Genomic DNA, 13,420 nt, shown 5'->3' with positions numbered 1-13,420 from the left:
GGTCCCTTGAAGCGTTACGCAATAAGTATCACGATTTGGAGGAAGAACACCGCGATCTCAGAAGAAGAACGAGGAGCTTGCGTCATTGGTCAAGTGGTATGAGGAGCGTTTTCGTCTGAGCCAGCACCGGCAGTATGGTCAGTCCAGCGAGAAGTCAGAGGGTCAAGGGCTCCAGCTTCTTTTGTTTGACGAGGCGGAGAATACGTCTGAGCCCAAGCGTGCGGAGCCGGAAGTTGAAGAGATAACGTACAGGAGACGCAAAAGGGAGAGTTCGTCAGTATCCCGTGATAATTTTGACGAGCTTCCGGTGGAGCGTGTTGAATGTACTCTTCCGGAAGAGGAACGTATCTGCCCCGAATGCGGCGGTCCGATGCATGTGATGAACTGCAATACAAGGAGGGAGCTTGTAGTAGTCCCCGCCAAAGTATTTATCCGCGAGTACGCCCGCGACATCTATTCCTGCCGTCGCTGCGAGAGGGAAAACACCAAAGTCGGGATCGCCAAGGCCCCGATCCCGGAGCCCGTGATAAAAGGAAGCGCGGCCTCCGCCTCAGCCATTGCAAACATTATGATACAGAAATACGCGATGGGAGTCCCCCTCTACCGACAGGAATCCTCATGGCTCAACGAAGGGCTCTCTCTGAGCCGTCAGACCATGTCAAACTGGCTCATAAAAAGCGCCTCCGACTGGCTGCTTCCGTTATACGAAGAAATGCGAACAAAGATGCTGAAAGAGGACATCCTCCACGCGGACGAAACGACAGTGCAAGTCCTGAAAGAACCCGGCAGAGCCTCAAGGACAAACTCCTACATGTGGCTCTACCGTACCGGTAAAGAGGCGAGCGTCCCGATCGTACTCTTTGAATATCAGGAGACCAGGTCAAGCGTCCATCCTAAAAAATTCCTCAGCGGCTTTAAAGGCTGCCTCCACACGGACGGCTATTCCGGCTATGGCAAACTCGACAGCGCCATACGCCGATGCGGCTGCTGGGCGCACGCCAGAAGAAAGTTCCACGAGGGAACTATCTCCATACCTGCCGTAGAAAGAAAAAACTCTCTCTCGCAGACCGGACTTGAATACTGCGACAAACTCTTTGCACTTGAAAGAGAATACGAAAAACTCACCCCCGAAGAACGACATGCGAAACGCCTTCAAAAAAGCAAAACCGATAACGGACGCCTTCTTCGCGTGGGCCGCATCCGCCCGCGCACTGCCGCAATCCACCCTGGGAAAAGCGCTGCACTACGCACTTGAACAGAGAATATTCCTTGAGACCTTCTACATGGACGGCAGAATAGAAATCTCCAACAACCGTGCTGAACGCAGCATAAAACCATTCGTCATAGGAAGAAAAACTGGCTCTTCTGCTGCTCCACGAAAGGGGCAAAAAGCAGCTCGGTGATCTACTCGATAATAGAGACCGCCAAAGAAAACAACTTAAAACTCTTTGAATACCTGAACCATATACTTGAGACCATGCCCAACATAAAGCCGGAACAATACCATACGCTGCTGCCATGGAGCGACACACTGCCGGAAACCTGCCGCCTGAAAAAGAGTACTGACAGATCGTAAAACAACAAACAAAGGCTGCAGAATTTACATGAGCTCACCCCTATCTGACACATACCCTGTCGCAGGTTACATATCGCAGCTTTCACACACCTCCATACCTCCACTACAACAAAATGATGATAACAGGCTTCCTGCTTTGAGGGGAGGTACTGACTGTTTGACGCTTACGCTACTTTTGAGGCGACCCAAAAATGGAGTATGCCAGTTAGGAACTGGCGCAGTATCCTTGGTGAACTAGCCGTAATGTATGAAGGACGGATGCCTGAATAGGCTAAGATTAATAAAAAGCGGTCAGTGTTTGTATTGACACTGGCCACTTAATAGGTTGATAATTTTGTTATACAGGGATCGTTATTAGCCCTAGTTGTATTGGATTTCTCACAGAAGGTCCATATTTACAGAGTTTTTTTCACACGCCCTATATTTGTCTGTAATTTGTTGTTTGGTTACTATTTTTTCAGAATATAAATGGCGATCCTATTTTGCTATATTACGAGCAGAGACCTCATTTCAATTTTTCCACATCGTCTTCATCACAGATGCGGCACCTTTGATAATCATATTCACAGCTAATATCGCAAGCGATACAACCGCTGCGCACTCTAACTGCATTTGAGCTTCAAATTGATTAATCATCAGCGATACGGGTTTGTTGGCTGTGCTTGCGAGAAAAGATACCGCAGAAATGGTCATCATACAGTTTACGAAGAAGTAGGAAAACATCTCAATCATTGTTTCCTTACATTGTGGTATGAATACATCTATAATCATATGGCCGCGGCTGATTCCCAACGTGTGTCCTACGCCTTCGAGGTTTTCATTGATCTTTGACAGTGAGTTATACATCATCAGATACGGCGAGGCGATAAAGTGGACTAAATTTACCATTACCAATATTGTTATCGTTCCGTAGACGGCGCTTCCGTTGAAAACGAGTACATAGGACAAGCCAAGGACAATACCGGGAATAGCCGCCGAAGTGATAGCCGATAGATGAAGGAATTTCGAGACCTTTGACCTCATACGTGCTGACATGTATGCCGTCATGAAAGCAACAGCAACGCCAATCGCCGACACAAAAAAGGCAATGGTAATAGAATTCATCAGATATTCACTGGCTCTAAGGTTCAGCGTCTTAATAACATTATTAAAGCTAAAGTTCAGATTATTTGGATAATCAGAGGTGAACGCCAATATTATGAAAGAGATCAGCGTCAGTATTGTGAAAATAGACACGGTTCCACAATAGACATACGAAATAACATTCCTGAACGTCTCGCCAGCTGGTTCAAACCGTTTCGAAATAAATTGAGAATTGCCTTTATCTTTATTAACCAAATCAATTATAAATGCTACCACGGCCGGAATCAGCAGCAAGCATCCATAAACGGCCCCCTTGCCAAAGTTTAGCTGACCGATGACTTCCTGATACATTACGACGGGAACTGTGATGTACTTACCGCCAACCATAAGCGGAACGCCGTAGTCTGTGACAATCAGCGTAAATGTTGCGAACACGACCGATATCAGAGGTTTTCTCAGGTATGGCAGCGTAATAGAGGTAAACTGGCGAAGTTTTGGAATTCCGAGAACTTGTGCCGCTTCATAAGGAGAACTGTCCTCATACCTCATTACATCACTCAGCATAAGATATGCTACCGGAAATGCGTACAGGATAGATCCAAGGATAATACCATGTAGGCCATAGATGCTTGTGTTCAGGCCAAACAGTTTAGTTATAATCCCGTTATTTCCGAAGAGGATAATGAGTCCCATGCCATTTGAAATGGACGGGATCAGCATTGGCAAAACAAAGATGATGCCAAACAGGCTTTTAAACCTAATATTTGTCCTCTCTATGCAAGCAGCCAAGAAATAGGCAATAAAGAGCGTCAAAATAGTCGCTATTAACGTCGCGGTAATTGAGTTAGCGACAGCGATACCAAAAGTTGGAGAGGCGATCACCTTGCTCAAACTGCCGGCATCAATGTTGGCAAACATTCTGACCAGCGGTATAAAAACTAAGGCAATGAATACTACAGAGAGCAGAATTCGTGTTGCATCCGCTTTCCTGCCAAATATTCGGTTGGATGAGAGCTTTTTGTCCATAATCACGCCCTCACATACTTCAATAGGGAATCTATCTTAGCCTGAAGGTTGCTTAGAACGAAATCTTTCACATAATCATCGGCCGGATTTGAGATTATATTTTCAGGAGTGTCGATTTGAACGAGGCGGGCTTCTTTCATGACCATGATCCTATCAGACATGGCAAAGGCTTCCTCCTGATCATGTGTGATATATATCATCGTTGTTTTGAATTCAGCTTGAATTCTTTTTATCTCTTTTCTAAGTGAAAGCCTCGTCGCTACGTCCAGAGCTGACATTGGTTCATCAAACATAATGATGTCCGGATTCATTATAAGCGTCCTGGCGATAGCCACACGCTGCTGCTGGCCGCCGGATAACATGGCGGGTTTCTTATCTATATGCTCTGTTAAATCCATCTGCTGAATCAGAGCAAGGGCTTTTTCACGCACAGCTTGCCTGGCTTCGTTGGCTTTGTTTTCTTTGCGTATTTTCAAAGCGTATTCCACATTTTCCAGCACGGTCATATTCTCAAAAAGGGCATAGTTCTGAAACACGATCCCCATTCCGCGGCCTGCCGGGGATATGTCAGTGATATCTATTCCGTCCTTAGTAACCGTTCCTCCTGTAGGCTTGAGCAAACCGATGAGGATACGTAAAATCGTTGTCTTGCCGCAGCCGGACGGACCAAGAATCGAAAGAAACTCACCATCCTGGACATTGAAACTGACTTTATCAAGCGCGCGTTTTCCATCATACTCCATCTCGAGGTCTCGTACTTTAAGCTTTATCTTTTCCATAATTGATTCCCTTCACAGCATATATACCACGTACTGTTTTACAGATAATTTATACGGCCAAGCACTTTGGCGGAAACGGAGGAAATGATTTATCGTTCCCGCCAAAGTAGCAGCATGTTAAGTTTGCCTGATTAGCAGAGATATTATCCTAATACTTCCACTTATCCAGGAGGCGCGTCTTTTCATCAATTGTGTTATTGCTCATATCGCTGTAGACAATATTCTGTGGGTAATTCTTGACGACATAATCTTTGTCTTTAAAGATCTTTTCAGGGAAAAATTTCTCGTTGTTTTCATAATTGTAAGTGTTGATAAGGAAATCAAACACTGCCTTGACTGCAGGTTTTGTTTCCTTACCCTTGATGATTGCCTGGCCATAGAGGGAATAGGGAGAACCCTCTTTAAAGAATATAATCTTGAGGTTCTTTCCTTCGTTGATTTGCGTTACTGCTTGTGCAGTCATTCCCAAGCCGATTCCGACTTCCCCTTGAACAAGCGCATTTACCGGCCCTGAACCAGATGATGTGTATTGCAGGATGTTGGGTGTTAATTGGTCGAAATAATCAAAGGCTTTTTCTTCTCCCCATGCGTTTACGAGGCTCTTCAAAAACATATAGCCGGTACCAGACGCTTTTGGGCTGGGCATTGAGATTAATCCTTTATATTCCGGTTTTAACAGGTCTTTATAACTTGTAGGTTCTTCAAGGCCTCTAGCTTTTAATACATCCGGATTGATGATAATAGCTCCGCCGTTTCTCAGCTCAATAATGTAGTTCTTGCTCAACGCCACATCTTCGGTGTATATACTCATGTCATAATTGGACAGATCCGCAAACTCGCCAAGAGCATCAAGCTGTGACATATATCCATAATCCAGGTCATGGGTGATATCGAATTCAGTTTTTGTTCCTTCCGCCAACAGTTTAGCGGCATGGTTCCCAGTCGACATATACTCGATTGTAATATCATAGTCAGGAAACTCTTCCTGAAGCCTCTTTGTTAAGTATTCAACTCTGTAATCTTCGGCGCTGGTGTAAATAAGTACTTTATCTTTAGCTTTGGAGCGGCTGGATAAAAATACAGCCAGCGCGACGATTATCAGAACGACAACGATAATAAAACTTTTTTTAGACTTAGAATTCATAACTTTTGTATCCTCCTGTTATTTTGTTTTTATATTTTCTAAATGCTGAGGCTCAAAGGCGTTTTGTATCGTTACAGCGCATATAATTTGTCAATTTTTTTCAGTTCGTTATATGTGTCGATCTCGACGACATCGTCGAATGAACACTCACGGATACGAACCTGGTAATTCTCTTTTTTATAGACAAGCGCGGTCTGTTCCCAATAGCGCTCCTTCCCGCCGGGGGATGTGAAGACATCATTCAGGTCGTTAGCCAGCTTGCTGCCGTCGTCCGCGTCCCAATACGATATGCCTACCATTTGATAACAGTCTTTGCCGCCGATGGCCTCAGATTTTATAACCCCGTTTTTGTCCGTACTTATGCACCAGTCGTCTGTGACCTTTACCGGAATTCCTAAAAAATTAGAGCAATATTCATATTTCCGAATGAGCTTAGGATTCCTGAGAATCAGATCAGATTCCAGTACATATGCGTTTTGAAAGAGGTAACGGACACACATTGCGGATGAAATATTATTGCTTTCATTGTATCCCGGATTTTCAATAAACTGAATGCGCGGATATTTATACCTGAGCTGGTCAAACTGCTCGCTCAGATAACCACGGACTACGATAATTTCAGGAATATCCGCGGCAACAACCGCATCAAGCAGAGTATCGATCATCCGCATACCATTAACGCGTACCAGGGGCTTGGGTGTGTTGAACGTAATAGGGACAAGCCGGGAGCCAAAGCCGGCGGCAAGAAAGATAGCCCTTTTCACACGATACGGTTCCAATGCGGCCATACCGGTATCTGTTATCCTTCCATCCGCAATATAACCCCGTTCGCACATGAGGTTAAGCGTTTTTTCGATACTGTCAAACGGCAGGTGTGTTGTCTCGGCTATCTCTTTGGGAGAGCATAACGGGGTTTCATACACAAATCGTAATATAGAAAATTCATCTTGAGTTAACATTTATATGTGTCCTTTCAATAATTATCGTCGTCTGCAATTATTAAAGTCATTACATGACTAAGCTTTTTGTAGTAAGGGTTTTTTATAAATATTATTATTTTATATAACCTATTAAGATACATTTGTGTTTTTAAAGTCATACTAGCAATTTTATTTGTTAACTGCATATTTTTATGTAATTTATATTATTTTCTCCACTTATATATAATTTCATGATGTCCTGTTTGTTTTTCCGGCGGAGGTGGTGTCATATAATCACCATATTCCGTTGATAAAATGGAATGATATCCAATTGGAATCTTTAAATATACATTTTCAAATGAATGATTGATAAAAATATTAAAGTTTTCTTTCCTAAATATAAAATGTTCAAAAGAGGGAAAGATTGGAAGAAAAGAACATGGAGATACATATGTGCTGTTTAAATAAGAATATTTTTTAGCTAAGTTTTCTATCAACATAATTTGTTTTTCCTTTATAATAAACTTATGACAATAAACCATAGCGCAAGCTTTTATAACTTGTTTTAAATTGGTTATCTTAGGGTATCTAATATTTGAGTAACATAGTAAAAAATTCATAAACTGTAATTTTCGTAGATGTCTGTATAAATTTATTTTTTCGTCAGGAAGCCCATCTAAGGGAAAAATATCTAAAAACACGCCTTTTCCTGTGGCGGTGCTCATTAAATTCTCGATCATTACAGTTTTAGAATCAGTAACATTACAATATGTAAACGGGTGATAGTATTCTTTGTGACTGTTATGAGAAACTATTTTGTATTCAGAAGAAATTTCCTCATATTGAATGAATCTTTCATAGTCATCTCGAGGCATATAAATATCTACGTCATCATCCCATGGAATAAAACCTTTATGCCGTATTGCTCCAAGCAAGGTGCCATCGGCTAAACTATATTGAATCTTATGAGTATTGCAAAACGTATCTAATTTGATCATCATATCAAGCTGTACATCATGCAAGTCTTCTAAAGTTAACGGTTTGTGTGTCATTATATATTGTCCTTTCTAGCGTAGTTTGTGAATTCTTTTCTATATCGATAACAGAAAAACCAACGTGTAATAAAAAGTATGGTTTCTGTCATTGTTCGAACAATTACTATGTTGATAATGTTAAAATGATTATTTGTTATTAATATAATCAGAGATATAATTTGAAAAATAACCGCACAGGAAGAAGTTATTGATACTTCTTTTGCTCTGTTTATCGCTCCAAGTGAAGGCCAACCACACAACATCCCAGGAAACGAAATTAATACCAACGGTAAAAGCATCCTGAAAATGGGGGCCGCAGCTATGTATTTCTCTCCGCTAACGAAATACAGCAACTGTGGAGCGTACAAACACGCAATGAGGCATGCAAGAGTAATCATTGGCAGGAAAATAGCCAGTATCTTTTTTATCAATGACAAATCTCGCGTTGAAACCATATATGGATAGATGCCGTTCATAATAGGGCTAAAAAGCGATTGCGCCGCACCGACCAGCGTTATACTGAGGCTCCAATACGCTACATCTGTGATATTAAGATAGAGGCCAATAAGGATGGTACATAATGCGCTAAACGCGGTCGTTGCAAAATCGGAGATAAAATAAGTAAAACTTTTAATCATTGTTGATAAGGCAAGTTTTATAGAAACTAGAGGCAGGGAAATATTTCTTTTGTGCATGCATCCTATACTTAAAGCTAATGCCAGTATCGAACTGCCGAAATCAAGCAGCGGAATCAGAAGGAAATCAGAATCGTCTTTTACAAGGACGAATGTAAGCAGAACGGATATTGCCTTACATACGATAAAACGATAGGTGATGACTTCCATGGCGTTTAGCCCACGGAAGAGATAATCAGGAATTAGAGCGTTAATGGCGATTGCGCAGAAGGACAGTAAAGTAAATAGTTTATTGTTGCCCAATATTGGAAGAAATGGAAATATAGCAAGCATCGCAAAGAGGGCGGCTGCGGAGAGAAGAACTTTTGCCATTGTAACGGCTCCGACGATTTGCGACATCATCTGACAATCGTTGTTTGCGTTTACGATGTCTCTTGTTGCCGACAGCAGGAAGCCGAACTCAAGGAACACAGTAAAATACGCCATGCAGGATTTAACATAGGCGCTGATGCCGTAATATTCGATGCTTAATACTCGTGTCAGATAGGGCAGCGTCAATAACGGAAACACTAAGCTTGCTATGCTGAACAGATAGAGCATGGATGTGTTTTTTATTACGATAGAATTGTATGGTTGTAATCTTAAAAAAAACTTCATGTTTTCCCCCTTACATATACATAAATCTTATTGATTGTGTTTCAATGGTTTTCGTCTTTTTGCCGCGCGCATCACCCAGACAATAAGAAGTATTGGAACATAAATATTGACTAAACTTCTTATATAAATTGAGAATGAATACATAGAAAAAGATATGGCGGTATCCATGGAGAAGTAAATATATTGAAATAATCGCCAAAAATTATTTGTATTTTTTGCCTTATCATAATACTTTAGTGCGAACATCATAAGTATTCCAATCAATAACCAGGTAAGTGGCATCGGTAAATAGTAATTTAACTGTGCACCAAATGGAAGTATCTGTCCTCCTGTTTTACTCTGTGAAGTAAAACGTTCCTGTAAATCAACAACATTCAGCCCCAATAGTGTTTTTTTAAACGGAATTGCATAGTAAAGGTCAGCAAATAATGTCTCCAATAATTCCGCTCGAGGAATAGACTTTACTACCGCTGTATTGTCAAAACCTGGCAAGTATGCCTGCAGCATTTGGGCAACCACAACAACCCCTGAGCCGCCACGCCATCTTTGCAGGCTTTCAAATTTTTCTGGAAGTACTACGGCAAGAAACATTATCCCTAAAATAAATACTATAAATAAGAGACGGCGAAACTGCTTGGGATATAATCTGGCGATGACGAAAAGCGTAATAAGGCTACAAAAAAGTGGTGCTATATTATCGTCACCTAAAAGAATACATGGAATAACCAGTGACAATACGACCCATAAAAAGTGTCCATTTCGTTTGTAGACCTGCGCGATCAGAAACGATGGAAGCATCAATCTCACAATAGGCCATAAAAATCTAAACATACTATAGATATAACGTTGAATTCCCCCACGCTGAACAAGCGTCTCGTTATCATAAAAAATCGATGTTAAACCTGAAATTTTACCCCCAAATATCGGCCAATAAATTGTTTGTAGTTCTGGAATATACCAGTATGCGGTAACCATGAAGAGTACAAGAGGAATCAAAATTTTCACAACGGAACTGCTGCGGAAAATATGAACATCTACTATTGTGGATTTAGAATCACAAGAGATCCTTTTTCTTTCTTTTGATGAACGCCACAACATGCAGACTATCGCAAATGCGATAAATTCTCCTGATATTAAAATACATGAGGAAAACAAGACGTCATCAAAAAAATTAAATAAGAGAAATGAGTGACAGCCACCAAGGCAGAAAAAAAACGGTGTTATCACCATGCGGGCCATGTATCCAAAATAAATAACCACCATGGCAAAATTATGCCGAAACTCTGAAAAATAACGTGCTAAACAGATTGTAACAAACACAAAAGTGGCGGGAAGAAGTACAATCCCCTGATATACCTGAGATACATCAAATAGAGTTTCTGTAAACGATACCATAGCTAATAATAAACAAAATATTAGTATAATAGCTTTGCAGGTAACTAAGTATTTTTTATTGTGAATTTGTTCCATCATGCAATTCCTTATAATGCTGTAATAGCCCAAGGCTTTCTAGGGTTATGTCATAGCCTGCATTTTTTACTAATTCAGAACCATTATTAAATCTTGTCTTTGTAGAGCTACATATAATAGCATCAACCCAACAGTTTATACTGAGCGGCAAATAAGCGACATTATTATTGATATATATTTCTTTTGTGACAGTATCCGCGACAAGTACTGGTAGTCCGTTTGCCTGTACTTCAATCAGTGTGACAGGAAGTCCCTCGTATCTTGATGGCAACACAAAAACATCCATGGTATTCAGTAGCTCCGATACATCGTTTCGCACACCCATAAAAATGACGGAATCGTTTAACCCTAATACCGAAACTTGGTTTTTTATGTCCGCTTCCAGTTCTCCTCTACCAATAAGCATCAAAACAGCATCTTTCCTGATTTTTTTAACTTCGGCGAAAACCCTTATCAGGAACTCATGATTTTTTTGATATGAAAAACGTGCCACATTGCCGATAACAAATTTATCTTCCAGTCTTAGCTCGGCACGAATTTTGTCTCTTTTTTCTTCTGAATATTTAAAGCGTTCGGTATCTATAGCATTTGTCATAATATGTACCTTGCCAGAAGTATAGGCTTCCCTCCCCCACATCCAAATTGCTGCGTCTTTGCCACAGGCGAATAGATGTGTTGCGTATCGTTTTACGAAAAACGTGGATATTTTTCTAACCACATGTTCTTTTATTGACTCTGGAATATACGCCATATGGGAATGAGCGATGCGAACCTTGATTCCATATTTTTTTGCATAAAATATCATTATCAATCCTCTATATCCTTGTGAAACATGTATAATGTCATATTTTCCATTTTTTATAATATTTTTAATATTAGAGCAATATGCGCGAGCATTTGTGTGAAGAGGCTGAATATGAAATATCCGGCATCCTATATTTTGCAGTTCTTGTTCAAGGATGCCTTGGTTTTCGGTATGAACAATAAAATCAAAATGAATGACGTCTGACATTCTGATACAATAATCGTATAAGATACGGTCAGCGCCACCGCCGTCAAGTGCAGGTATAGTATGTAAAATTTGTAACATATAGTTTCTCCTTACTTAACATATATTTAGCATAGATTCCAGGTATACCCATATCAACATAATAAAAGGCTGTTTTACAAAAAAGTTTCCTTTATTAGTTTTTCTAAATTATTATTCTCAACATATGCTTTATCGAGAAACATAGAGCAATTACGGTCAAAAACTTCCCAGTTAATTTTCCAATAATAGTCGTACAAAGTGTTACCGAGATTGTATGAATTAATATCGACAGTTAGACCAATCCCATAATCTTCAACGACATCAGACATGTACGTGTCTGGACAAACAAGTATTGGTATCCGTAATTCTGCGGCAAAATATAATTTATTTGAAAGCGCGTAATCGAGAACTGGCGTGTGATTGCCGTATAAATTGTTCACAAAATCAACGCCATGATATAAATCGACAATCTTACTTGAGTCAAAGGTATCTATCAATGTTACGTTCTTTACTGCATGGTCCTGGCAAAATGCCTCCAATTCTTTTGCCCGCGTACCGATAAAACGTAACTCAAACCTGGAATCATCTTTCAGTGATAAGATCAATTTCTGATGTTGTTTCTGATAATTAACAAAGCCAATAAAAGCAATGGTGAGAACGTTTTGCCTCTTCTCCCTCAAACTAATATGTTTTGTCTGTACCTTGGGTAAATACCTTAGGTTATGTATAACTAAATAGTCATGCGGCGGTAAAAAAGCTCGGTAACCATTGGATGATATTATGGTATGCAGAGAGTTTTTTATTAGCGTTGCTTCCATATTATATATAAAATTATATTTTTCATAACTATAATCCCGAATGTCAATAATATATTTCCCCTTATAATACTTAAGTAATAGATCATAAACCAACAATGCCGCTTGTGTTTGAAGTAAGACAATTACATCAAACACATTTTTATGGAGTGTCCGCTTTATGTATTTCCGAAATTTGATATATCCCATAATTTTTCTAAAATTATTATTTGTCGTACATGAAAAAGAAAATCTCTTATAGATAGCTTGTCCATTTGCTGTTTCATTCCTTTGTTCGCGATCCCAAAATATGACAGTATAAGGTCCGTTGATTTGACGGAGGTAAAATTCCAAATAGGGGCATAAATAGAGATTTCCTAATGTGATAAAGCATATATTTTTCATAATAAGTTACTCTTTGATCTCATAATGTGGATATAGACTTCTATGTTTACTAATCCAACTAACAAGCTCAGGAATCATTGTCTCATAACCGGGGATAGAGTACTTGAAAGAGTCTTCTCCTCGTACAAGTGACTTATCTATGAGGATATTTTCATCTGGCAAAATTTTTATAGAGTTTTTACGAATATATTTGTTGCAAAGGAGTAGCAAATTATATTTTGAAATTTGCATTTCCGGGACTAAATGGTGTAGCCCCGCTAGTTTTTGAATTATTGCCTGTTCTATCGTTTTTGCCAATTGTAATGTAGTTTGCCCCGTCCAAATTGCTTTTGTATAGCCATAAACCGGCCCATCCTGCTGCATGAACCAGTTGAGCAATCCAATTCCATCAGGATTCAAGTCAGGTCCTATAATCGAAGTGCGAATGGTCAAATTTTTATTGTCAATGATTTCTCCTAAAGCTTTGCTCCTGTCGTAAAATGTCTGTCCGTCACAAATATCTGTTTCTTTATATTTTCCTCGCTGTCCAGAAAAAACACAGTCTGTGCTTATCTGTATGACCTGTGTTTTCGTATCTGCTGTCAGTTCTGCCAGATAATGTGGTAGATACGCGTTAATCAGCACGGCATTTCCCTTATGTTCCTGTGCATAATGATTAAGAATACCTACACAATTGATAACTACATCATAATTTCCGTCACCAATGATGGTTTGAAGTTTGGCAAAATCAGTCACATCACAAATAATTGTAGGAACACCAATTTTTTGGGAGCGCGCCAAACCTGTTACATTAAACCCGTTATCCTGCAGATGTAGCGATACTACATGCCCTGCCATTCCATTACATCCTAATACCAAAACCTTCAT

13 protein-coding genes are annotated in these 13,420 nt (G+C 40.0%); 3 read left to right on the top strand and 10 right to left on the bottom strand.

Features of this window, described 5'->3' with window-relative positions:
- The first annotated feature begins 85 nt into the window (after window positions 1-85).
- The 3 genes from tnpC to CLOEV_RS17580 are packed head-to-tail and all read left to right on the top strand — an operon-like array spanning window position 86 to window position 1,576.
- Window positions 86-1,255: an IS66 family transposase gene (tnpC, locus tag CLOEV_RS12230; RefSeq protein ID WP_425393607.1), complete on the top strand. Its 1,170-nt coding sequence runs from the start codon at window positions 86-88 to the stop codon at window positions 1,253-1,255.
- A complete protein-coding gene (locus CLOEV_RS17585; RefSeq protein ID WP_425393606.1) occupies window positions 1,140-1,403 on the top strand; it encodes an IS66 family transposase in 264 nt (87 codons plus the stop codon). The genes tnpC and CLOEV_RS17585 overlap by 116 nt, the downstream gene beginning before the upstream one ends.
- On the top strand, window positions 1,400-1,576 hold the full coding sequence (locus tag CLOEV_RS17580) for a transposase domain-containing protein (protein WP_425393605.1): 177 nt from the start codon (window positions 1,400-1,402) through the stop codon (window positions 1,574-1,576). Before CLOEV_RS17585 ends, CLOEV_RS17580 begins: the two co-directional genes overlap by 4 nt.
- Before the next feature lie 510 nt (window positions 1,577-2,086).
- Here the strand turns inward: CLOEV_RS17580 and CLOEV_RS12225 are convergent.
- The 10 genes from CLOEV_RS12225 to CLOEV_RS12180 all read right to left on the bottom strand — a co-directional run bounded on the left by CLOEV_RS12225 (window position 2,087) and on the right by CLOEV_RS12180 (window position 13,420).
- A complete protein-coding gene (locus CLOEV_RS12225) occupies window positions 2,087-3,685 on the bottom strand; it encodes an ABC transporter permease subunit (RefSeq protein ID WP_051485065.1) in 1,599 nt (532 codons plus the stop codon).
- A gap of 2 nt (window positions 3,686-3,687) precedes the next feature.
- The gene (locus CLOEV_RS12220) at window positions 3,688-4,464 is read right to left on the bottom strand and encodes an ABC transporter ATP-binding protein (RefSeq protein ID WP_034444033.1); all 777 of its coding nucleotides are present in this window, start codon (window positions 4,462-4,464) and stop codon (window positions 3,688-3,690) included.
- Window positions 4,465-4,612: 148 nt separating this feature from the next.
- Window positions 4,613-5,608, bottom strand: a complete 996-nt coding sequence (locus CLOEV_RS12215; protein ID WP_034444030.1) for an extracellular solute-binding protein — start codon at window positions 5,606-5,608, stop codon at window positions 4,613-4,615.
- A gap of 71 nt (window positions 5,609-5,679) precedes the next feature.
- Window positions 5,680-6,567 carry a CTP--phosphocholine cytidylyltransferase gene (locus CLOEV_RS12210; RefSeq protein ID WP_034444027.1) on the bottom strand — a complete coding sequence of 296 codons (888 nt, stop codon included), beginning with the start codon at window positions 6,565-6,567 and terminating at the stop codon, window positions 5,680-5,682.
- A 185-nt stretch (window positions 6,568-6,752) separates the two neighbouring features.
- Window positions 6,753-7,580, bottom strand: coding sequence for a LicD family protein (locus CLOEV_RS12205; protein WP_034444024.1), 828 nt, complete (start codon window positions 7,578-7,580; stop codon window positions 6,753-6,755).
- Complete coding sequence (locus tag CLOEV_RS12200; RefSeq protein ID WP_034444021.1) at window positions 7,580-8,854, bottom strand: oligosaccharide flippase family protein; 1,275 nt, start codon at window positions 8,852-8,854, stop codon at window positions 7,580-7,582. Before CLOEV_RS12200 ends, CLOEV_RS12205 begins: the two co-directional genes overlap by 1 nt.
- 27 nt (window positions 8,855-8,881) lie before the next feature.
- Window positions 8,882-10,327 carry a hypothetical protein gene (locus CLOEV_RS12195; RefSeq protein WP_156938417.1) on the bottom strand — a complete coding sequence of 482 codons (1,446 nt, stop codon included), beginning with the start codon at window positions 10,325-10,327 and terminating at the stop codon, window positions 8,882-8,884.
- Window positions 10,305-11,414 carry a glycosyltransferase family 1 protein gene (locus CLOEV_RS12190; protein ID WP_084482385.1) on the bottom strand — a complete coding sequence of 370 codons (1,110 nt, stop codon included), beginning with the start codon at window positions 11,412-11,414 and terminating at the stop codon, window positions 10,305-10,307. Before CLOEV_RS12190 ends, CLOEV_RS12195 begins: the two co-directional genes overlap by 23 nt.
- Window positions 11,415-11,488: 74 nt before the next feature.
- Entirely contained in the window at window positions 11,489-12,553 is a 1,065-nt protein-coding gene (locus tag CLOEV_RS12185; RefSeq protein WP_051485063.1) for a glycosyltransferase family protein, read from the bottom strand.
- 6 nt (window positions 12,554-12,559) lie between these two features.
- The gene (locus tag CLOEV_RS12180) at window positions 12,560-13,420 is read right to left on the bottom strand and encodes a dTDP-4-dehydrorhamnose reductase family protein (protein ID WP_034444016.1); all 861 of its coding nucleotides are present in this window, start codon (window positions 13,418-13,420) and stop codon (window positions 12,560-12,562) included.

Origin of the sequence: Cloacibacillus evryensis DSM 19522, from assembly GCF_000585335.1 — a bacterium.
Classification (GTDB): domain Bacteria; phylum Synergistota; class Synergistia; order Synergistales; family Synergistaceae; genus Cloacibacillus; species Cloacibacillus evryensis.
This window is presented reverse-complemented; position numbering and strand designations above follow the sequence as displayed.

Bases quoted from the DNA above. Each gene is read 5' to 3' on its own strand.
- CLOEV_RS17585 (WP_425393606.1), top strand. From the start codon at position 1,140: ATGCGAAACGCCTTCAAAAAAGCAAAACCGATAACGGACGCCTTCTTC.
- CLOEV_RS12225 (WP_051485065.1), bottom strand. From the start codon at position 3,685: ATGGACAAAAAGCTCTCATCCAACCGAATATTTGGCAGGAAAGCGGAT.
- CLOEV_RS12220 (WP_034444033.1), bottom strand. From the start codon at position 4,464: ATGGAAAAGATAAAGCTTAAAGTACGAGACCTCGAGATGGAGTATGAT.
- CLOEV_RS12215 (WP_034444030.1), bottom strand. From the start codon at position 5,608: ATGAATTCTAAGTCTAAAAAAAGTTTTATTATCGTTGTCGTTCTGATA.
- CLOEV_RS12210 (WP_034444027.1), bottom strand. From the start codon at position 6,567: ATGTTAACTCAAGATGAATTTTCTATATTACGATTTGTGTATGAAACC.
- CLOEV_RS12205 (WP_034444024.1), bottom strand. From the start codon at position 7,580: ATGACACACAAACCGTTAACTTTAGAAGACTTGCATGATGTACAGCTT.
- CLOEV_RS12200 (WP_034444021.1), bottom strand. From the start codon at position 8,854: ATGAAGTTTTTTTTAAGATTACAACCATACAATTCTATCGTAATAAAA.
- CLOEV_RS12195 (WP_156938417.1), bottom strand. From the start codon at position 10,327: ATGATGGAACAAATTCACAATAAAAAATACTTAGTTACCTGCAAAGCT.
- CLOEV_RS12190 (WP_084482385.1), bottom strand. From the start codon at position 11,414: ATGTTACAAATTTTACATACTATACCTGCACTTGACGGCGGTGGCGCT.
- CLOEV_RS12185 (WP_051485063.1), bottom strand. From the start codon at position 12,553: ATGAAAAATATATGCTTTATCACATTAGGAAATCTCTATTTATGCCCC.
- CLOEV_RS12180 (WP_034444016.1), bottom strand. From the start codon at position 13,420: ATGAAGGTTTTGGTATTAGGATGTAATGGAATGGCAGGGCATGTAGTA.